Raw genomic sequence first — 18,911 nt, 5'->3', positions numbered from 1 at the left:
GCAAATGCGTTAAGCCCGATGACTGTTTTCAATCTCAGTATTTATGATTAAGGAAAAAATATGGCAACTATTTCCGATGAACTGGCTGCAGGACTGACAAAGATTCTTCAGCTTGCCCAGCTCGACATCCAGAACCAGGACAAACTGTTTAACGGTAACGGCGACGTGACTATCACCCGCGCCGACGGTTCCACGTTCGCGGCGGCAACGTGGGCCAAAATGATGGCGGCCACGGTCGGTACATTCAAACAGAGAGGGACACTGGGTACTCAGGATCTGGATGCCGTTAACGGCAGTCAGGAAGGATTCTGGTACCAGCCGATGACCGCAAATGCGACAACGGCCCGCCATTACCCTGAAAATACGGCCGGCTCTCTCATGGTGATGAGTAACGCAGCCAACAGTGTTAATGGTTGTACGCAAATTTATTTCCCTTACAACAAAGATATTTTCTGGCTGAGAACAGGCGTCGCGCAATCAAACGGAACAGTAACCTACGGCGCGTGGTGGCCGATAATCCCTGGCGCTATAACTCAGAGCGGTAAAGAGGCGCAGATTTGGAATGTTGCCCACGATAAGTATCTTTTTATTAACGATCAGACGTGGGGCGCATATGACGTAACCACCAAGAAAAAGCTCGCACTTATCGACCCGATCCTCGGGGGAGAGGTCTGGATACGTGAAGGTAAAACATCACTTAGATCCTATGCTGATAACTCGATGGTTATAAAGGTTGGAAGTACCTTTGACGTGCTGCTTATTGATGGGGATGGCATTTATAACAATGGCCGTACTGATTCGGTGAGGGGCTACGCTTCACGAAAGGGAGTGGGGAATAATAGTCAGGCCACCGGAAATCTTTGGTCAATGGGCTGGGAAAGCACCGCAAAGATGGGGCTATACGTCGATAGCTCGACTATCGGCTTCCTTGCTATGCAATCATCGTCAGATCGAGAGCTTAAGAAGTTAATCAAATACACGCCGAAAAAAGCTCGTCTGGTAGCGCTGGGTGAAGTAATGCAGTGGGCCACGGCCACTTTTAAATTCAAGGCGCGTGGCGACGGTTTAATCCCGGAATCTGACACAAAGCTTGGATTCATCGCTAATGATCTGAAAGAGGTCAGCCCGGAGTGTGTCGAAGGTGAAGGGTTGGCGGAAGGTGATGAACTCGACCCGACAAAAGCGTTTAGCCTGGACACCGTGGCAATGATGGCAAAAATGACAATGGCTATGCAGGCAATGGAAGACCAGATCAACGACCTGCAAAACACAGTTAACGATTTGAAAGCTCAGGTAGTTTCTCAGGAATAAAAAATTATCTCTTTACACACCTTCCAGTCAGCTCGTCCGCAGACAAACGACGGGCCGCCTCAGGCTTTCCCGGGCGGCCTGTAACCTGCTGAATTGCCCCTCAGTTTTAGAAATTATTGTGCCGGGATATATTCAGCAAAAAAGATGGCTGCTTTTCCGCTTTGCTTTTTATCGGCTTGTAAGGGGCTGGTCTCCACTATATGTGCCTTGACCATGTTAATGGCGTAAAGGGTTGCTTTTTTCCTTTCAGCATCGCTTTCTGTCATCAGTATAGATTCAAGTCCGTTAAGCAGAGCGACAAAACTGACAGGTGCGTCGTCGTCAAGAATGGTCATGACGGCTTCGCCAAGAATAAGATCGGTTAGCTTTCGGTCTTCATTTTTATACATTGCAATCACTTATGGGTGAACTTACGATCATTTTGGAAAGGAAAGACCGGGCAGATAAAACTCTGTCCGGGGCTTCTCTTCAGGACTGTCAGGATGTCCATACAGACATCTGTTCTACTAACGACACTTCTCGAAAGCCTGGCAGGATTTGTAAGGGTAATCGCCTTTCTTCGAATTACAAGGGCCATCTGTGCTCCTTACTTTCCAACAGGTATTTGTTAAAGGGCAGAAGCTCTGTCTCAGCATGTTTAGATAGTGATGCTTTGATAGAAAGGCTTAAAAAAAGGCGGGGGAACGCTGTATTTCGCGGTGCAGGGATTCAGCAGTCTTGGCAGATGAAGCGGGAAATGCTGTCACCTTGCTATACCACGCAGTGGGCAGAGTTACCGCACTGCTAAATGACTCATCTTAGCCCTGCTTACACAGGGCTTTGGTCCGCTGAGAGCGAAAAGCGGACGCCCGCATAGCGTAAACAGGCGTCCGATATTTTGAAGTGGATAGATTAATTAACCCGCTTCCCCGTTTCGTCAATGACCGTCTCGCCATCCTCTTTGATAAACGCTCCTTTCTGGCCTTCCGGTAGAATATCCAGCACTATTTCTGAAGGGCGGCAAAGACGAGTGCCAAGCGGCGTAACGACAATCGGCCGATTAATCAGGATCGGATGTTGAAGCATGAAATCAATCAACTGCTCATCACTAAATTTCTCTTCATCAAGTCCCAGTTGCTCATAAGGCTCAACATTCTTACGCAGCAATGCACGAACCTTAATTTCCATATCTGAAATAAGTTTAATAAGCTCATCGCGGGTCGGAGGCGTATCGAGATAATAAATTATCGTCGGTTCGTTGCCGCTGTTACGGATCATCTCCAGCGTGTTGCGTGAAGTGCCACAGGCCGGGTTGTGATAGATGGTAATGTTGCTCATATCAGTATCTCATTACAAAGTGACAGAGAGCCGCCACGCCAGCGCGGCCAGAGTGACAAACAGCACCGGCACAGTCATGATAATGCCGGTACGGAAGTAATATCCCCAGGTAATCTTTATATTTTTCTGGGCAAGCACATGCAGCCACAGCAGGGTTGCCAGACTGCCAATCGGGGTGATTTTCGGGCCTAAATCGCAGCCAATCACATTGGCATAAATCATTGCCTCTTTGACGACGCCGGTCGCCGTACTCCCGTCAATCGACAGCGCGCCAATCAGTACCGTCGGCATATTATTCATCACTGATGAGAGAAATGCCGTCAGGAAGCCGGTGCCGAACGTCGCTGCCCATAACCCCTTGTCTGCCAGCAGATTCAGCACGCCAGACAGGTACTCCGTGAGCCCTGCATTGCGCAGGCCATAGACCACGAGATACATGCCCAGCGAGAAAATAACGATCTGCCATGGCGCACCGCGCAGGACTTTCCCGGTGTTGATGGCATGGCCTCTTTTCGCCACCACAAACAGCACTGCTGCGCCAGCCGCAGCTATCGCACTGACCGGGATCCCCAGCGGCTCCAGAACAAAGAAACCGACAAGCAGCAATAACAGGACAATCCAGCCCGCCCTGAAGGTTGCCGGATCCTTGATCGCACTGGCAGGCGTCTTCAGCAGCGAAACGTCATACGTTGCCGGAATATCCCTGCGAAAGAAGAGATGCAGCATGATCAGCGTGGCCGCAATCGCTGCCGCATCCACGGGGATCATAACGGAGGCGTACTGCGTAAAGCCCAGACCGAAGAAGTCCGCCGAGACGATATTCACCAGGTTAGAAACAATGAGTGGCAGGCTGGCCGTATCTGCAATAAATCCTGCAGCCATGACAAAGGCCAGTGTCGTGCCCTTGCTGAACCCCAGTGCGAGTAGCATCGCAATCACAATCGGCGTCAGGATCAGCGCGGCACCATCATTGGCAAACAACGCAGCAACAGCGGCACCGAGCAAGACTATCCAGGTGAACAGCAGGCGGCCACGTCCGTTACCCCAGCGGGAGACGTGCAGTGCGGCCCATTCAAAGAAGCCGGACTCATCAAGCAGCAGGCTGATGATGATGACCGCAATAAATGCCGCTGTCGCGTTCCAGACGATATTCCAGACAACGGGAATATCAGCGATATGGATGACACCGGTTCCCAGCGCCAGCACTGCCCCGATACTCGCGCTCCAGCCAATACTCAGGCCTCTGGGTTGCCAGATCACCAGTACCAGCGTCAGTAAAAATATACTCCCTGCCAAAAGCATCTCAGACTCCATTATATATGATTATGTAAATGTGTTTTTCTTTCTCAGCAGGAGGTGCAGGCAGATTTGTCCAGCCATTCACGCACATCCTCTCGCAGACACTGCCAGGTCGTCGTGATTGTCTCTGCTGCCCATGCCGGTATGTGGGGTGACAGACGATAGTGGATCCATTTGCCTTCCCGACGGTCAAGAACCAGCCCGACTTCGCGCAGGATAGCCATATGTCGCGATATTTTGGGCTGCGATTCGGAGGTGGCCGCACAGATATCGCAGACGCACAGTTCTCCGGACTCCCGGAGAAGCATGACGATGGCGAGCCGGGTTTCATCCGACAGGATTTTGAAAAGCTGAACAGGTTGTAGCATTTTTCACTCCGTTCCCTTTAGAATACACATATGGTAAATCATATGTATCAACTTTGAAATCATCTGTTCTCTCCGGAGGAGAAAAATGGAACAATTTCCTGCCCTGGATACTGAATGCTTTGATCAACACATTGCCAAACGCCTGCACCTGCAGGAGCCGCCACGGATTCTGATCCTGTATGGCTCAGTAAGAGAGCGCTCCTACAGCCGCTTTGCCGCGGAAGAAGCTGGTCGCCTGCTGACGGCGATGGGTGCGGAGGTAAAACTCTTTAACCCCTCCGGTTTACCCCTGCCGGATGATGCTCCGGACACGCATCCTAAAGTCACCGAGCTACGCGGTCTGGTCAGATGGTGTGATGGGATGGTGTGGTGTTCTCCGGAACGGCACGGGGCTATGAGCGCAGTTATGAAGGCGCAGATCGACTGGATACCATTAAGTGAAGGCGCGGTTCGTCCTTCTCAGGGCAAAACACTTGCGGTAATGCAGGTCTGCGGCGGTTCCCAGTCTTTCAATGCAGTGAACCAGATGCGTATTCTGGGCCGCTGGATGCGGATGTTTACGATCCCCAATCAGTCCTCCGTAGCCAAGGCATGGCAAGAGTTCGACGAAAACGGACGAATGAAACCTTCGTCATGGTATGACCGCATCGTCGATGTAGCCGAGGAGCTGTTTAAAATCACACTGCTGCTTAAGGGACAAACCGGTTATCTTGCGGATCGTTACAGCGAGCGAAAAGAGAGCCATCAGGAGCTTTCATCCCGTGTCAATCAGGACAAAATATAACGTCTATTCTTCGTGAATCCATACTGCATGAGCTTAACAACGTCCGCTTCTGGCACAAAGCGGACAGATAATTCCAGCGCTGCTTCTTTATCGTGGTCATATAACGCGGTTTATACCGTCAAAACAGAAACTGCCAAGCGTATGTTCAGCCAGTGGGGTAGAGAAGCATAGAGGCCTGACCCAGTAGCAGCATGCAAAGCACACTTTTAAGTCGGGTGATAAAATGAAGGTGGCTGGCCTGTAACACGACGGAACATTGTCGCGAAGGAGGAGCCATTGTCATAGCCGAGCGACAACGCGACTTCATTCACCGGTGTGCCCGTTAGCAGCAATGACAGCGCGGTAACCACACAGGCTCGCTGACGCCAGGCGGAAAACGACATGCCGATTTGCTGCCGGAAATGGCGACGAAATGTGCTGCCGCTCATAAAAAGCGCGCTGGACCAGCGCTCGGCCGGATCGTGGATGGCTGGCGCGAGTAAAAAAGCCTGACACAGCGCCAGCAGCGCGGGTTGCTGCGGCAAAGGAATATCGAACGCGCGCACCGGCATTGCCGCCAGTTCCAAGAGCATCAAATCTGTCAGCGCCCGATCGCGTACGCTGTCATAGCGCGGCGGCAAATCCACCGCTTCCAGCAGTAGCTGCCTCAACAGCGGCGATACGCCAATCACTTCGCAGCGGCTGATGTTACGCAATCTGGCCGCGCATGCGGGTTCGATATACAGGCTACGCGTAGTGACGCCCACAAACTTTACGGCATGCAGGGTTTTGGGGGGGATCCATACCGCATGCTGTGGCGGCACCACCCATTTCCCGTCACGGGTTGAGACGTGCATCAGGCCGGTTGCGCCATACAGAAGCTGCGCGCGGCGGTGCTGGTGTTGCGGCAGAGCAAATCCCTGCGCATAGTCGTTGCCGAGCGCCACAACCTCCTGATCCAGCCGATCGAAATCGTCAATTTTTCCGTTTCGCACATCCGCCCCCATCTGACCAGTTTGCAAGGATAATTGAGCGCTGCGCAAATGGGAAGCGGGGTGCTGGTGAGATAAGCTGCTGTCTCATTTTCAAACGGGACACTTCTTTGAACGATCTTATGATTATTGCACTGGCCGGTTTTACTACCGGCATAACAACGGTACTTTTTGGCTTCGGCGGCGGCTTTGTGGTGGTGCCCTTTGTTTACCAGTTGCTGGTGCGGCAGCCGCAGCTGGCAGGCAGTGCGATGCATATTGCCGTTGCCACCTCGACGGCGGTGATGATTTTTAACGGGGGTTGGGTCAGCTACCAAAGCTGGCGCGCGGGCAGGCTTTCTCCACCCATCTTGTTCCCGCTGCTGTGGTTTATCGCCATGGGCGCGGTGGCCGGTTCGTGGCTGGCGGGAATATTGAGCGAGGCGCTGGTTCGCGCGCTTTTTATCCTTTATATGCTGGCGACGATTGGGGACTGCCTGTTGCGCAAAGGCTTCTTCAGCGGCAGCGCGCCGCGTCGTTTGTCCGTTTTAACGGTCACCGGCGGCGGCATGCTAATCGGCATGATTGCCGCACTGTTGGGCGTGGGCGGCAGCGTAATGACGGTGCCGCTGTTACGACGACACGGCCATGCGATGCGCGAGTGTATTAGCGCGGCCAACCCGCTTTCCCTGCCGGTAGCGCTGTGCGGTGCGATGACCTATGCGATAAGCGGCTGGCATAAAATTCCGGCGGGCGGCTTTGTGGGATTTATCAGCCTGAAAATCTTGGGCCTGCTCCTGGTGACCGGCTGGGCGGGTATTGTGTTCAGCCGCCGGGCGATCCCCGCCGTCTCTGATGTCTGGCACGCGCGAATCTACGTGATGCTGCTGTGTATGGTACTAGTGGCAATATTACTTTAAGCAAACCCTGTTTTGCGAATTCGGTTGCTGTTACGGCAGCAATATCTGCATGAACATCTGTTTCTGGCTCTAAGCGGACAAAGAATGGTAGCGAAGCAGTTTAATTTTTTTCACCATTGGATGTTTTCGAAATCAGTAACCACTTGTTTTGATAAGATCAATATTTATCGATTAATGGCGAAAAAATGGTGTTATCTATTGAAATATAATGATAACACAACTGATTTAAAATCCCTTGTAAGTGCAATTGAGGAAGGGTCTCGTAGGGTTATTTATCCAAAAAACGGTTATCAAAACTCATCGTGGCACCAATGAAATCAAGCAGATACAAACAACGCAAATTTGATCGTGAACAATTACATATCATGATAAAACCTATAAGAATTAATTAGTTACTGCTTAAGCGTCAAACTACTGCTGCGTCATATGGAATGGTTCGAAGCGGCTGACCTGATCGTTAAAGGCACCGAAGGCGCTATCGCGGCTAAAACCGTGACCTATGACTTTGAGCGTCTGATGGAAGGCGCTAAGCTGCTGAAATGTTCAGAGTTTGGCGACGCGATCATCGAGAATATGTAATTTCTGATGGTGTAAAACCAAAGCGGGAGTCTGATGGCTCCCGTTTTTTTTGTGAATTTCTTGTTTTTCGTCAATATGTTCATCAATAAACTAAGCTGCATAAGCCAGTTGTATTATCGACGCGTATCATCAATTATTGCATAATACCGCTGTTCTGACTTTAAGAAGTTTAATGTTTCTTCCTGAAGCAGAAAGTTTGCCGGAATGCCATTTCCGCTATCACCTCTTTCTACACCTATCATAAAAGCCGATGACGCGCGGGGTGTATGCATTTTGCTTTCAGCAGGTTACTATTTCACAGAGACAGTTGTAATGAACATGATCTATTACTTTTTTGCAGGAGTTGTAGTTTTTATAGCCGTTTTGGTTTTGCTCATAGTTAATATTAAAAAATTAAAAGCTGCAAAAGCGGACGCCGCAGACAAAGCCGCGAGTCTTGAACGTTTTTCAATCATCACAGATGTCGAAGCTGAAGCCGAGCGCATTATTACCGTTGCCAAAGAAGCAGCCAATGAACTTGAAACAGATTCACAACGAATCCTGGAAGAAGCTAAAGCCGAAGCCGCAAGTACCATTGCTGTGAGTGAGGCTAATGCAAAAGCCATCACACAACGTGCTGAGATCCGTCTTTCTGATGCCCGCGTAGCAGCAAGACGCCTCAATTGTGACGCATTGATGGAAGTAGAAACACAACGAACTAAACGCGATAAAATCGAAGAGCAGATTGAAGAATTGCGCAACACATACCGCAGCAAAAAGATCATCTATGACGAACTGGAAGAAGCTCTTTCCATTTATAAAGATGATATGGACTTTGCCGAAATGGGCTTTTATGCTCCCCACTTCGATTTTGACACTTCTGAGTCTTTTCAGGATGCTATTCGAGCTAACCGACAGCGCCAAAAAGATATGCTGCGCGTGAAGACCGCGCTGGGTGCAATTTACTGCGCCATCGAATGGACAGTCAGTGGTTCAAAAGCTGAGGGTAAAAAAATGACTACTCGCGGTATTAACATGACTGCTCGTGCGTTTAATGGTGAATGTGATGCTGCAATCGCTAACACCAATTTTAAAAACGTGACAACTATGGAGGCACGGATCTATAAAGCCTTTGACGTATTAAATAAACTTAATGAAGTGAATCAGATCCATATTAATCATGCTTACCGCGATCTGAAAATTGAAGAATTACATCTTACATTTGAATATCGTGCTAAAAAGCAGGAGGAGAAGGAAGAGCAACGTGAAATTCGTGCTCAAATGGCTGAGGAACGAAAAGCACAGGCCGAAATTGAACGGGCTATCCGTGAGGCGGAAGAAGAAGAACGGCGAGCGCAAAAGGCTTTAGATAAAGCACGTAAAGAAATGACCGAAAAATTGGCGAAATTGACTACTGAGCAAGCGTCAAAATATCAGGAGCAGATTGACGCATTGCAAGATGCGCTAGATGAAGCTGAGCAGAAAGGACTAAGAGCCTTGAGCATGGCTCAGCAGACCAAACGTGGGCATGTCTACGTCATTTCTAATATCGGTTCATTTGGTGAGAATGTTTTTAAAATAGGCATGACAAGACGCCTGGATCCGCAAGACCGTATAGATGAACTTGGTAGCGCATCTGTGCCATTCCTCTTCGATGTCCATGCCATGATCCACAGTGAAGATGCTCCAGCCATGGAAAACTGGCTTCATCAACATTTCAGTGAACAACGCACCAACCTTGTGAACAGGCGTAAAGAGTTTTTTAACGTCAGTCTTGAAGAAATTAAAACAGCAGTACTTAAAGTTGCGGGTAACGATGTGGACTTCATCGAAACTGCTACTGCCCAGCATTATCATGAAACTATGGCAATTCGTAAGCAGCACGCGGAGCAAACCATTATGGCAAAAAATGAAGTTAAACAACCCCGGTTTGCCGAAGCCATTTAACTATAAGCTATCTCAGTTTTAGACAGACTGACAATCGGGAGCCTGATGGCTCCCGTTTTTTGTGCACAGACAACCCCCAGCTAGGCTGGGAGTTCAGTAAAGCTTTCAGCTTTGGGCCAGTTATTAAAACCCCTTTTGATTTGTTAAAACACCTTGCGGTCTGGCAACTGCAAGAGTCAAACAAGAAATCAAAAGGGGGTCCCAATGGGGGACGAAAAGAGCTTAGGGCACACCCGATGGAACTGTAAATATCACATAGTTTTTGCACCGAAATACCGAAGACAGGCGTTCTATGGAGAAAAAAGTAGAGCAATAGGCGGGATCCTGAGAAAGCTGTGTGAATGGAAAAGTGTACGTATTCTGGAAGCAGAATGCTGCGCAGATCATATCCATATGCTTGTGGAAATCCCGCCGAAAATGAGTGTGTCGGGTTTTATGGGATATCTGAAGGGAAAGAGCAGCCTTATGCTTTATGAGCAGTTTGTTGATATGAAATTCAAATACAGAAACAGGGAGTTCTGGTGCCGGGGCTACTATGTGGATACGGTAGGCAAGAACACGGCGAAGATACAGGAATACATAAAGTACCAGCTTGAAGAGGATAAAATGTGAGAACAGCTATCGATCCCTTATCCGGGCAGCCCGTTTACGGGCCGTAAGTAACGAAGTCTAATGCAAATGTCAGATCGTATGCGCCTGTTAGGGCGCTGCTGGTAACAGAGCCTTACAGGCGCATCTGAAAAACCTCCGGCTATGCCGGAGGATACTTATTATTCGCATTCAAACGGTTATCAAAAACCGCTGTGTACCTCCTGTTCCGGATGGCGTTTTTACCCGAGCATCCTAAGATTAAAAGGCCATTCGTAGCGGCATCCGATAATGCTCTCAACAAATAAATATTGAGAGTCACCATGAGAACAGGGGATGGAAAGTGAAGATTGCATGTCTTGGTTGGGGCTCTTTGATATGGAAGCCCGCAGTATTGCCGCTGGCCAGTGAGTGGCGGAAGGATGGACCTGTCATGCCAGTAGAATTTTCACGTGTCGGGGATGGGGGCGAACTCGCTACAGCCATATGTATGAATGCGCCTCTGATACAGGTCTGGTGGGCTTTACTGGACACAGAAACGGTCCAGCATTCCACTTCTTTGCTGCGTGAACGGGAGCAAATTCCCGTAGATCGTGATGATGGCGTCGGTTCTCTGATACTGAATAGCAGGCCGACGGGAGCGCTTGCAGAATGGGCATCAGAGAAAAAACTGGATGCGGTTATCTGGACGGCCTTACCTCCACGGTATAACGGCATTGAAGGGCGCATTCCCTGTGCGGAAGATGCGATTACCTATCTGCGGACGCTTGAGGGAGAAAAACGGGCGCATGCGCAGGATTATATGAAAAAGGTTCCTGCCGAATTTAATACGCCATATCGTAAAGCTATCCGGGATCAGCTTGGTTGGGAGTGTTGAGTTTTTGCAACTCATCGAGGCGACAGGCATAAGCGAAAAATTTAGCGATCGTGTGTGGATCATAAGCTGGATGAGGGGGAAACGGCCTCTATCTGACGCGACCGGAGAGAGAACGTTGTCGCCTGGTTAACGCTTCCGGGGCTGCGTCAACCAGGCGTCCAGGTTATTCAGGCGGGCTGCTCCTCCGGGATCTGACGTGAAGCTTTATTGCTTGTCAGTTGCACCGGGGATCTCACGACCAGGCTTGGCAGCGCCAGTTCAACATCTTTCTCAAGCAACTGCTCAATAATGCGAATATTAATTTCCTGCTGAATATCCATGTACTTATTATAATCTGCGGTGTTTACGATATGTACGACTTCAAAGGTCAGGCGATCCTGATTAAACGCCAGCAGATGCGCGCGGTCGAATTTTGTTTCACCAACGTCTGTGATGATATTTTTCACCATATCACCAATGGTGCGCAGCTTTTCCGGCGGGGTAGAGGTGGCAACGCCAAAGGTAAAAACAATACGTCGCGTCTGCATCCGTTTGTAATTATGAATGGTTTGCTGAAGCAACTGCGCATTTGCACAGACAATCTGCTCACCGCTGAGGCTGCGAATACGCGTGGTTTTTAGCCCAATATGCTCTATCGTACCTGCAACGTCATTAAAGACCACGAAATCGCCGATTTCAAAGGGCTTATCAAACCCAATCGACAGCGAGGCGAAGACATCGCTTAATACGGTCTGAACCGCCAGCGCGATGGCAATCCCGCCCACTCCCAGACTTGCTACCAGCGCGGTAATATCCACCCCCGCATTCGCCAGAATAGAGAGCAGCATCATTGACCACACCAGAACGCGCATGATCATACCGAGCATCACCAGCGTGACCGGATTTTTATTGGTCCCTGGCGCATAGAGCAAATGTCGCATCCACGACTGCACGCTTTGGTCGAGCCAGATCGCCATCTGTATTGCCACGACTAAAAACCAGGCGTGAGAGATGGTAGAAAACAACCGATCCGGTAAGGCAATAAAACGCAAGCTGAAGAGAAAAGCAGCAAAAAGGATGAGTGCTTTATTGGTTTTTTTCAGCATATCAAAAACGATATATCGCAGGCGCTCATCATGGCCTTCATGCTTGTTGGAGTTCTGAAAGGTTTTATAGACAAAGCCGAGTAATCGATTGATAACCCAGTAGGTTATTGCGGTTATAAGAAATACTAACGCGAGATTTATCCAGAAAGCTGTGGACATCAGCACCGTCACGATATTCAGTCTTGCCAGATACTCCATTTTACCTCCGAAAGAATGTAAGTGAATCCACAGTATAGACCGCATGCTGTAGCACATGCCGATGACTGCTTTTCAACACTGCATCCGGAGATTTGGATCTGGTCAATAATGGCGTTTAGCGTGAAGTCGTGGTTACCGTTATTGAAAACCATTTTTGCAACGCGGTCTGGCCCTTCACCGTCACCGTAAGCTCCCGGTAACCTGGCGTCCGGCGTAGCCACTCTTTTTCAATCATCAACCGTAGCAGCGCCGCGCCTGCCTCGCCGGCAAGATGAAAACGCCTTTCGCTCCAGTCCAGGCAGGGGCAGCAGGGTTTGCGTCTGGAACCCGGCGTTAACGCCACACCTAAACCATGAAAATGTGCCAGCCCCACGGAGGTCAGCGCATTGCCATCATCCTCAAGCCAGTTTGCCTGTTGCATGAACTGATAGAGGCCGACCGCGATTTCACCGGCCAGATGATCGTAACAGGTCCTGGCATGCCGCAGGTGGACAGGCGTACTGGAAGTGGGGGATGACCGGGAGAGCATAGAAACGCCCATTAAATTTTCCAGCAATCCGGCGATTTCCTGCCCGGCAAGGCGATAGTAACGGTGTCGTCCCTGCGAGAGACAGACGATCAACCCGTTGCTGAGCAGTTTTGCAAGGTGACCGCTGGCCGTCGAAGGGGCAACATCAGCAATAACGCTGAGTTCGGTGGCGGTCCAGGCGCGCCCGTCCATCAGCGCACAAAGGATACTGACCCTCGACGGGTCAGCAATGGCGGAGGCGATGGCAGACATGGCGGCTTCCAGCGGCGGAGACCCGGAAACGTGGCATGCGGTGCGGGTGAATGTCATGATGGCGTAATTTCCCACGCTTTGGTTAAGTGTGCTGCCCGTTCGTTATCGTCTGTGAGAAGAATGAGGCGGTTACTGTGATCGCTATATTGAACCATAATATTCACTCCACCCTGAGCGATGATATCCGCTATTTCACCTAATTCGCCAGGCCGCTCCTGGCGTAGCTTTCTGATCAACGGGCTGGACACGGCTCTGACATCAAACCCGGCGGTCAGCAGAACCTCACGGGCTTTTTCACCGTCGGCCACCAGAAAATGAGCATGGCTTTCCGTTGCCACTGAAAAAACGCCTCCGCCCTCCAGACCTGTGCCGTTCTGGCCTAAGGTTTTTCCTAAAGCGGCGAGCGAGCCTGGCGTATTGCTGAGCACGACATGAATATCATACATACGAATGTTTCCCTGTATCGGAGGAGTAATCCCGCAGTACACCGGCGATGCGGATACGGTAAAAGGAGAAAATGGTATTTTTTCCTTCTGCCTGAGCGGCCTGATGATGGCTATTTTGTTTCCACCACAACACAGATCCTTCATTTTCCCACCATGACAGAGACAATATTTTGTCAGGTGTGGACAGGCTTTGAAAACGCTCAAGTGAGATAAATCCCGGCATGGTCGCCAGCAGCGGCTTAAGTTCTGCGGCAAGCTCCAGATATCGCTGTTGTGCATCGGGTAACGCAGTGGCTTCGAACAGGACTGCTATCATACAATGACTCCCTCGTTAATGTTCCAGCGCATCTTAGAACAGTGAAAAAGAGATGCTTCGGTGATCAACGAAACAAGACATCCTGACGACCGTCTCCGCCTGCTAATCGTCTTCTGGCGCTTGCTATATCCCTTTCTTTGTCCAGACTTATCACATCTATGATGAAAAAAAATGAGGTGAGATATGCATCAGGACGCCCTGAAATGTATTGAGTTATGCTACAAGTGCGCGGCGATGTGTGATTTCTGCGCCGCGTCTTGTCTGAAGGAAGAAAACCCTGGAATGATGACCGACTGCATTCGACTTGCCGTGCAGTGTGCGGGTATTTGTCGGCTCTCAGCCCAGTTTATGAGTCTCGATAGCGACTATTTTAAGCAGACGTGTCGTATCTGTGTGGATATTTGTAAAGCCTGCGCAGAGGAGTGTGCCAAGCATCAGAGCGATCACTGCCAGCGCTGCGCTAAAATATGCCGAAACTGCGCCAATGCCTGTCTGCGGATGGTGGCATAATTTTTAGGTTATTTATGCTCAAGCGGGGTTACTGGAATAAATTGAGCGGTCATGACCAGTTACCCCGGAAAAAAGTCGGCATTTTTTTAAAAATAGACTAGCGAGGCAGGAATTGGGGCCCGCCGATTAATAGCGTAAATAAACCTTGTGTTAATGTTCGAATCATGCGTAAATGGAGTGTGGGTTTGATACACAGACAACCTTTTGAGTAGTTTACTAAAGCAGTTCTCATCAAAGATATCCTCTCTTGAGTCTCCATCTGAAGCTTCGATTCGCATCTGTATTCAAACCATGAATGCCATAAGGCGCTTATGTAAGGAAATAATTTTGAAAATACAATTCAGATGCCCGGCTTGTCACGGGTCGCAGTACAGAACGTCACCCTACGATGTGACGGAAAAAAATCGCTTCGGTGCAAAATGCATTTTTTGTAAATCCGCGATGGTAGCAGGCGATGACATCAGTCATCTGGCCATCAGCAGTGTACCGAAACTGGCGGAGTACCGCCGTTAACCGTTGAACCGGACGTGCCTTGCGCGTGTCCGGTTAATGCCTGAATCCGCTCAGTCCGATTTTGCGCCGTAAGGGCACAACGTAAAAATACACGCTTTATAACGTGGGCAGACAATTATTCCAGGATCGTCATTGCCTGGGCATGAGATTCTGTTTTTAAACGTTTGCCATAGCGCGCTTGAGTAATGGAAGGTATGAATAATCGCTATTGACGTTCTCCTTCCATTCACTATTACGCCAAAAGGACTATGGCTAAGAATATTACCTGGACGTAGAAAGTAGTTTCCTTTATACCATAGTATTAGCTTCATATTTTTTACAGCAGAGGCGATAGCAAATCCGGTCCCGGTTACGGGGCAAACGAGGGTTTGTTCAATTTCCCAATCCATTAACAGAAAGCTCCTTGTCAACGCGTCTTAATCCAATATTATTATCTTTCCTTAACTTAAATATAACAGCAGACTCAGATTTGTCTAATAGGATTATTTAACTATGACAAAAAGAAGGTATTATGCCTTTTCTTTTCGATTGTTTACATTAATGTTTAATTAATATACAGGGCACAGGCTCTGTTTAATGCGTTGAGAGAGCCTGTGTTTATTCCCTATTACCACCAGCCAAGCTGAGTGCCCGCAACGGCGACAATCGCCACAATCAGCATAATAATCGTTGTTTTTTTCATCACATTGGTCCTGTTAATTCACCGGTGCAGAGAAACATGGGGTCTGAAAAGACATTTTCTTGTTACAGGCACAGTAAAGCACGGTTGGATAAAATTTGATATATTCGGCTTATCAGACGGGCGTCATGCAAAAAAAAGCCCCGTAGCGAGCAGCGGGGCGAAAGTATCAATTACGGAATGATCTGCTCTCTGGTCATGGAGAGAGCATCTCTACACTAAACGAAAAATGCCTGTGGAAAATGAAGAAATCATGAAGATCAACTTCAGGTTTCCGGGAGCGATACAAGGAGAGACGATGAAACTACTTAGCCTGTTGTTACCGCTGGCGCTGGTGGGCTGTGCCAGCGAGCAAAGCCCATCTCCTGAAGTTGGGCTGGCCAATCCGGCGGCGGTATGGTGTCTGAAACAAGGCGGGACGCGGGAGCCGGTACAGAGCCCTCAGGGCGTGCGTACGGAATGCCGACTCAGCGACGGACAGACTATCGACGAGTGGGAGCTGTGGCGGCGCGATCATCCCTCAACGCATTAAGCCAGTCCGCCAGAATCAGCGCATGATTCTGGCGGGTATTTTTTGCGGCATAAAGCAGGGTAAGTTTCTGCTCACCGGCCTGGTGAAGAAGACGTAATCCTTCATCATGGCGCGAGGCCAGTTCATCGCGGTAGTGCTGGCTGAAAGTGGCAAAGTCGATCACCTCGCTGTGCAGGGCTTTACGCAGTTCAGCTGAGGGGGCGAGCTCTTTACACCACTCATCGCACGGCAGCGCCTCTTTCTTTATACCCCGCGGCCAGAGCCTGTCGACCAGTACGCGATAACCGTCATTCGGGGCGGGATCATCGTATACGCGTTGACACTGGATCATACTCCTCCTCCGTTTTCTCCATCCATGCGATGAGCGCCGGGATCTGCCGTTCAGAAAAAATGGCGATCCCATGTTCACGCAGCAGCGCAGCGGCGACGCCCATACCTGCTTTGCGGATACCGCTGAAGCTGCCGTCATAGATAAACTGGCTGCCGCAGGTCGGGCTGCCGTCGGTCAGCAGCGCTGCACCGCAGTGCTGTTCCATCGCCGTTTGCAGTGCCAGCCAGGCGGCCAGCTGATAATGGGCGGTCACATCCCGACCATCATTTTCAATAATCCGTGCACGATGGCCCATCACATCCGCGCCATCGGCAGAGACGATTTCTGCCGGCAGGCGGGGAGTGGGTAGTCCGGCCGCCAGTTCCGGGCAGTGGATGACGACCCGACCTTCGCGCTGCCAGCGGGCAAGTTGTGTCGTCAGGTTGGCTTTTTCGCTGCCATTGTAGCGAACGCTAAATCCCATCAAACAGGCGCTCACCAGTAACTTATTTTTCATTCCGCGTCCAGCAATGTCATACATGACCTCAAGAGTAGTACATCCCATGCGCACAATACAGCACCACGGCCCGCCGCCAACCGCCTGAATTAAGGTATTGTCTTTAAGTGAAAAGATCGCTAATGTGAGGTTCCTTGTGTTGTCCGTTTTCCGTTCAGACATAAGGTACTCCTCATGAATTCCTCTCTGCGTATTGCACTTGTCGGTGATTATAATGCCGATGTCATTGCTCATCAGGCGATCCCGCTGGCTATTGATGATGCCGCTGCCGTGCTGGATATAGCTGCGCAATATCACTGGTTAGCCACCCGTGATATTAAAAGCGAAGACCATCTGGCGGGGTATGATGCCATCTGGCTGGTGCCAGCCAGTCCCTATGAAAATATCGATGGTGCACTGCTTGCCGCGCGCTATGCCCGGCAAAACGCGATCCCCTTCCTCGGAACCTGCGGTGGTTTTCAGCATGCCATTCTGGAATACGCGCGCAACGTGATGGGCTGGGAGGACGCCGCTCATGCCGAAATGGATAACGAAGGAAGAATGGTTATTGCGCCTTTGGCCTGTTCGCTGGTCGAAAAAAACGATGTTATTGAGCTGCGTGCTAATACCCATATCGCCCGGGCTTATGGCAAAGAGAGTATTGAAGAGGGGTATCACTGCAATTACGGCATCGCGGCGGATTTCGCACTGGCGCTTGAAAATGAGCCATTGCATGTGACCGGCTGGGATGAGGAGGGGGAAATCCGGGCGGTTGAACTCGTGACCCACCCGTTTTTTGTCGCAACGCTCTTTCAGCATGAGCGCAATGCGCTGGCAGGGCGACCCGCACCGCTGGTGCAGGCGCTGCTATATGCCGCCAGCCATTAATTCACGTTAATTTCCCGATCGCGTCCGGCGAGGGCACCGAAAACGGCCATCGCGATGGACAACACCGCGCAGGCCAGCAGCGGCACATGCCAGTCGCCGCTGGCATCGTGAATTTTACCCATCAGCGGTGGACCACAGGCCGCAAGCAGATAACCCACCGCCTGCGCCATGCCGGAAAGCGCTGCCGCCTGGTGTGCAGAGCGGGCGCGCAGGCCAATAAAGGTCAAGCCAAGGATCATCGTGGCACCGGACCCAAAGCCAAAAAGCAGCGTCCACAGCACGGCGCTTTGCGGAAAGAACCAGTACCCCGCCGCGCTGACGGCGCACAGCAAAGCCACCAGCGCGGCGATCCCACGCTGATCGCGAAGTTTATGTAAAATCAGCGGAATGGCCAGACCCGGAACCGCCGTCGCCAGTTGCAGCAGGCCGTGCAGCGATCCCGCCTGCGCTTCGCTATAACCCTGGCCAATCAGAATGGCGGGTAGCCAGCCGATAATCACATAATAAATCAGCGAGTTAATGCCTAAAAATAGCGTCACCTGCCAGGCGAGCGCTGAACGCCAGATCCCCCGGCTGTGCTGCATGCGTGAGGACGTCAACGATACGAGCTGTTGTTGACGCCATTGGGGGAGCCAGAGCAAAAACGCCAGCAACGGAAACACCATCAGCATCAGCAGCGCCCCGCGCCAGCCAAAACCGCTTAACGCCAGCGGCACCACCAGCGCCGAGCCTAATGCCGCCGCGCCACCCATGGTCAGCGAATAAGCGCCGGTCATTTTCGCCACGTGCTGTGAGAAATCACGCTTAATAAGGCCCGGAAGCAGGACATTACCCAGCGCAATGCCGCAGCCAATAATGGCCGTACCCGCGAACAAAAATAGAGGCGAGGGCAGGGAACGGATGGCGATCCCGGCGCAAATCAGCAGCATCGCAGCAAACAGGCTACGCTCCATACCAAAACGACGCGCCACGCCTGCGGCCAGCGGGGAGATCAGGCCAAAGGCCAGCAGCGGAAGTGTGGTGAGGAGGCCGGTCTGCGCGGTGGTGAGACCATATTCCGCGCGAATAGCGTCAAGCAGCGGTGCCGCGCCGGTAAAGGTTACGCGCAGGGTAGTCGCAATCATCAGAATACCGGCAATGAGCAGGATGCCGCGGCGGCCTGAATCAGGAAGAACAGAAGACATAAATTTCTCTACAGATAAAACGAAGGCGTAATACAACTTGTCTACGCCAGATAT

Annotated in this window: 26 protein-coding genes; 12 read left to right on the top strand and 14 right to left on the bottom strand. The window is 50.7% G+C overall.

Annotation, left to right across the window (positions count from 1 at the left end):
* The first annotated feature begins 60 nt into the window (after positions 1-60).
* Positions 61-1,311, top strand: coding sequence for a pyocin knob domain-containing protein (locus INT84_RS22285; RefSeq protein WP_194208508.1), 1,251 nt, complete (start codon positions 61-63; stop codon positions 1,309-1,311).
* A 113-nt stretch (positions 1,312-1,424) separates the two neighbouring features.
* Here the strand turns inward: INT84_RS22285 and INT84_RS22280 are convergent, their stop codons facing one another.
* Complete coding sequence (locus tag INT84_RS22280) at positions 1,425-1,700, bottom strand: hypothetical protein (protein WP_194208507.1); 276 nt, start codon at positions 1,698-1,700, stop codon at positions 1,425-1,427.
* A gap of 11 nt (positions 1,701-1,711) precedes the next feature.
* On the opposite strand from INT84_RS22280, the gene INT84_RS24495 reads away from it, so the two are divergent.
* On the top strand, positions 1,712-2,098 hold the full coding sequence (locus INT84_RS24495; protein ID WP_194208506.1) for a DUF4113 domain-containing protein: 387 nt from the start codon (positions 1,712-1,714) through the stop codon (positions 2,096-2,098).
* Between the two features lie 104 nt (positions 2,099-2,202).
* Here the strand turns inward: INT84_RS24495 and arsC are convergent, their stop codons facing one another.
* From arsC to INT84_RS22260, 3 genes are read right to left on the bottom strand one after another with little or no spacing between them, the layout of a single operon-like run.
* The gene (gene arsC / locus INT84_RS22270; protein WP_145495213.1) at positions 2,203-2,628 is read right to left on the bottom strand and encodes a glutaredoxin-dependent arsenate reductase; all 426 of its coding nucleotides are present in this window, start codon (positions 2,626-2,628) and stop codon (positions 2,203-2,205) included.
* 12 nt (positions 2,629-2,640) lie between these two features.
* Positions 2,641-3,930: an arsenic transporter gene (locus INT84_RS22265; protein ID WP_125293491.1), complete on the bottom strand. Its 1,290-nt coding sequence runs from the start codon at positions 3,928-3,930 to the stop codon at positions 2,641-2,643.
* 44 nt (positions 3,931-3,974) lie between these two features.
* On the bottom strand, positions 3,975-4,295 hold the full coding sequence (locus INT84_RS22260) for a transcriptional regulator (RefSeq protein ID WP_145495215.1): 321 nt from the start codon (positions 4,293-4,295) through the stop codon (positions 3,975-3,977).
* 85 nt (positions 4,296-4,380) lie between these two features.
* Here INT84_RS22260 and arsH point away from each other — a divergent pair, with 85 nt between their 5' ends.
* Positions 4,381-5,079, top strand: coding sequence for an arsenical resistance protein ArsH (gene arsH, locus INT84_RS22255; RefSeq protein ID WP_145495216.1), 699 nt, complete (start codon positions 4,381-4,383; stop codon positions 5,077-5,079).
* A gap of 206 nt (positions 5,080-5,285) precedes the next feature.
* Here arsH and INT84_RS22250 read toward each other — a convergent pair whose 3' ends face one another.
* Positions 5,286-6,053: a helix-turn-helix transcriptional regulator gene (locus INT84_RS22250; RefSeq protein ID WP_194208505.1), complete on the bottom strand. Its 768-nt coding sequence runs from the start codon at positions 6,051-6,053 to the stop codon at positions 5,286-5,288.
* A 107-nt stretch (positions 6,054-6,160) separates the two neighbouring features.
* On the opposite strand from INT84_RS22250, the gene INT84_RS22245 reads away from it, so the two are divergent.
* The 5 genes from INT84_RS22245 to INT84_RS22225 all read left to right on the top strand — a co-directional run bounded on the left by INT84_RS22245 (position 6,161) and on the right by INT84_RS22225 (position 10,919).
* The gene (locus INT84_RS22245) at positions 6,161-6,949 is read left to right on the top strand and encodes a sulfite exporter TauE/SafE family protein (RefSeq protein WP_194208504.1); all 789 of its coding nucleotides are present in this window, start codon (positions 6,161-6,163) and stop codon (positions 6,947-6,949) included.
* A gap of 387 nt (positions 6,950-7,336) precedes the next feature.
* The gene (locus tag INT84_RS22240) at positions 7,337-7,528 is read left to right on the top strand and encodes an isocitrate/isopropylmalate family dehydrogenase (protein ID WP_370529699.1); all 192 of its coding nucleotides are present in this window, start codon (positions 7,337-7,339) and stop codon (positions 7,526-7,528) included.
* Between the two features lie 312 nt (positions 7,529-7,840).
* Complete coding sequence (locus INT84_RS22235) at positions 7,841-9,454, top strand: DUF4041 domain-containing protein (protein ID WP_194208502.1); 1,614 nt, start codon at positions 7,841-7,843, stop codon at positions 9,452-9,454.
* Between the two features lie 204 nt (positions 9,455-9,658).
* Positions 9,659-10,066 (top strand): IS200/IS605 family transposase, encoded by a 408-nt coding sequence (gene tnpA, locus INT84_RS22230; protein ID WP_194208501.1) that lies wholly within the window; start codon positions 9,659-9,661, stop codon positions 10,064-10,066.
* A 319-nt stretch (positions 10,067-10,385) separates the two neighbouring features.
* Positions 10,386-10,919: a hypothetical protein gene (locus INT84_RS22225; RefSeq protein ID WP_194208500.1), complete on the top strand. Its 534-nt coding sequence runs from the start codon at positions 10,386-10,388 to the stop codon at positions 10,917-10,919.
* Positions 10,920-11,086: 167 nt separating this feature from the next.
* On the opposite strand, the gene INT84_RS22220 is transcribed toward INT84_RS22225, so the two are convergent.
* The 4 genes from INT84_RS22220 to INT84_RS22205 form a co-directional block, all read right to left on the bottom strand.
* On the bottom strand, positions 11,087-12,202 hold the full coding sequence (locus INT84_RS22220; RefSeq protein WP_194208499.1) for a mechanosensitive ion channel family protein: 1,116 nt from the start codon (positions 12,200-12,202) through the stop codon (positions 11,087-11,089).
* A 115-nt stretch (positions 12,203-12,317) separates the two neighbouring features.
* The gene (locus INT84_RS22215) at positions 12,318-13,040 is read right to left on the bottom strand and encodes a helix-turn-helix transcriptional regulator (RefSeq protein ID WP_228066402.1); all 723 of its coding nucleotides are present in this window, start codon (positions 13,038-13,040) and stop codon (positions 12,318-12,320) included.
* The gene (locus INT84_RS22210; RefSeq protein ID WP_194208497.1) at positions 13,037-13,429 is read right to left on the bottom strand and encodes an amino acid-binding protein; all 393 of its coding nucleotides are present in this window, start codon (positions 13,427-13,429) and stop codon (positions 13,037-13,039) included. Before INT84_RS22210 ends, INT84_RS22215 begins: the two co-directional genes overlap by 4 nt.
* Positions 13,422-13,745 (bottom strand): antibiotic biosynthesis monooxygenase, encoded by a 324-nt coding sequence (locus INT84_RS22205; RefSeq protein WP_194208496.1) that lies wholly within the window; start codon positions 13,743-13,745, stop codon positions 13,422-13,424. Before INT84_RS22205 ends, INT84_RS22210 begins: the two co-directional genes overlap by 8 nt.
* 183 nt (positions 13,746-13,928) lie before the next feature.
* Here INT84_RS22205 and INT84_RS22200 point away from each other — a divergent pair, with 183 nt between their 5' ends.
* On the top strand, positions 13,929-14,255 hold the full coding sequence (locus INT84_RS22200) for a four-helix bundle copper-binding protein (protein ID WP_176918244.1): 327 nt from the start codon (positions 13,929-13,931) through the stop codon (positions 14,253-14,255).
* A gap of 321 nt (positions 14,256-14,576) precedes the next feature.
* Positions 14,577-14,768 (top strand): cold-shock protein, encoded by a 192-nt coding sequence (locus INT84_RS24290; protein WP_370529698.1) that lies wholly within the window; start codon positions 14,577-14,579, stop codon positions 14,766-14,768.
* A gap of 50 nt (positions 14,769-14,818) precedes the next feature.
* On the opposite strand, the gene iraM is transcribed toward INT84_RS24290, so the two are convergent.
* Together iraM and yoaJ are read right to left on the bottom strand one after the other, a co-directional pair.
* Positions 14,819-15,157 carry an anti-adapter protein IraM gene (gene iraM, locus INT84_RS22195; RefSeq protein WP_194208495.1) on the bottom strand — a complete coding sequence of 113 codons (339 nt, stop codon included), beginning with the start codon at positions 15,155-15,157 and terminating at the stop codon, positions 14,819-14,821.
* Positions 15,158-15,375: 218 nt separating this feature from the next.
* Positions 15,376-15,450: a protein YoaJ gene (gene yoaJ / locus INT84_RS24490; protein ID WP_103677854.1), complete on the bottom strand. Its 75-nt coding sequence runs from the start codon at positions 15,448-15,450 to the stop codon at positions 15,376-15,378.
* Positions 15,451-15,745: 295 nt separating this feature from the next.
* Between yoaJ and INT84_RS22185 the strand changes: the two genes are divergently transcribed.
* The gene (locus tag INT84_RS22185; protein WP_194208494.1) at positions 15,746-15,979 is read left to right on the top strand and encodes a DUF333 domain-containing protein; all 234 of its coding nucleotides are present in this window, start codon (positions 15,746-15,748) and stop codon (positions 15,977-15,979) included.
* Here the strand turns inward: INT84_RS22185 and INT84_RS22180 are convergent.
* Positions 15,930-16,310: a DUF488 domain-containing protein gene (locus INT84_RS22180; protein WP_194208493.1), complete on the bottom strand. Its 381-nt coding sequence runs from the start codon at positions 16,308-16,310 to the stop codon at positions 15,930-15,932. The two genes, INT84_RS22185 and INT84_RS22180, sit on opposite strands and share 50 nt — an antisense overlap.
* Positions 16,282-16,806, bottom strand: a complete 525-nt coding sequence (locus INT84_RS22175; RefSeq protein ID WP_194208515.1) for a DUF523 domain-containing protein — start codon at positions 16,804-16,806, stop codon at positions 16,282-16,284. The genes INT84_RS22180 and INT84_RS22175 overlap by 29 nt, the downstream gene beginning before the upstream one ends.
* 174 nt (positions 16,807-16,980) lie before the next feature.
* Here INT84_RS22175 and INT84_RS22170 point away from each other — a divergent pair, with 174 nt between their 5' ends.
* Positions 16,981-17,673: a CTP synthase gene (locus INT84_RS22170; protein ID WP_194208492.1), complete on the top strand. Its 693-nt coding sequence runs from the start codon at positions 16,981-16,983 to the stop codon at positions 17,671-17,673.
* Here the strand turns inward: INT84_RS22170 and INT84_RS22165 are convergent.
* Complete coding sequence (locus INT84_RS22165; RefSeq protein ID WP_194208491.1) at positions 17,670-18,857, bottom strand: CynX/NimT family MFS transporter; 1,188 nt, start codon at positions 18,855-18,857, stop codon at positions 17,670-17,672. The genes INT84_RS22170 and INT84_RS22165 overlap by 4 nt on opposite strands.
* Positions 18,858-18,911 lie beyond the last annotated feature (54 nt).

Source organism: Superficieibacter sp. 1612_C1 (genome assembly GCF_015234305.1).
Taxonomy (GTDB): Bacteria; Pseudomonadota; Gammaproteobacteria; order Enterobacterales; family Enterobacteriaceae; genus Superficieibacter.
This window is presented reverse-complemented; position numbering and strand designations above follow the sequence as displayed.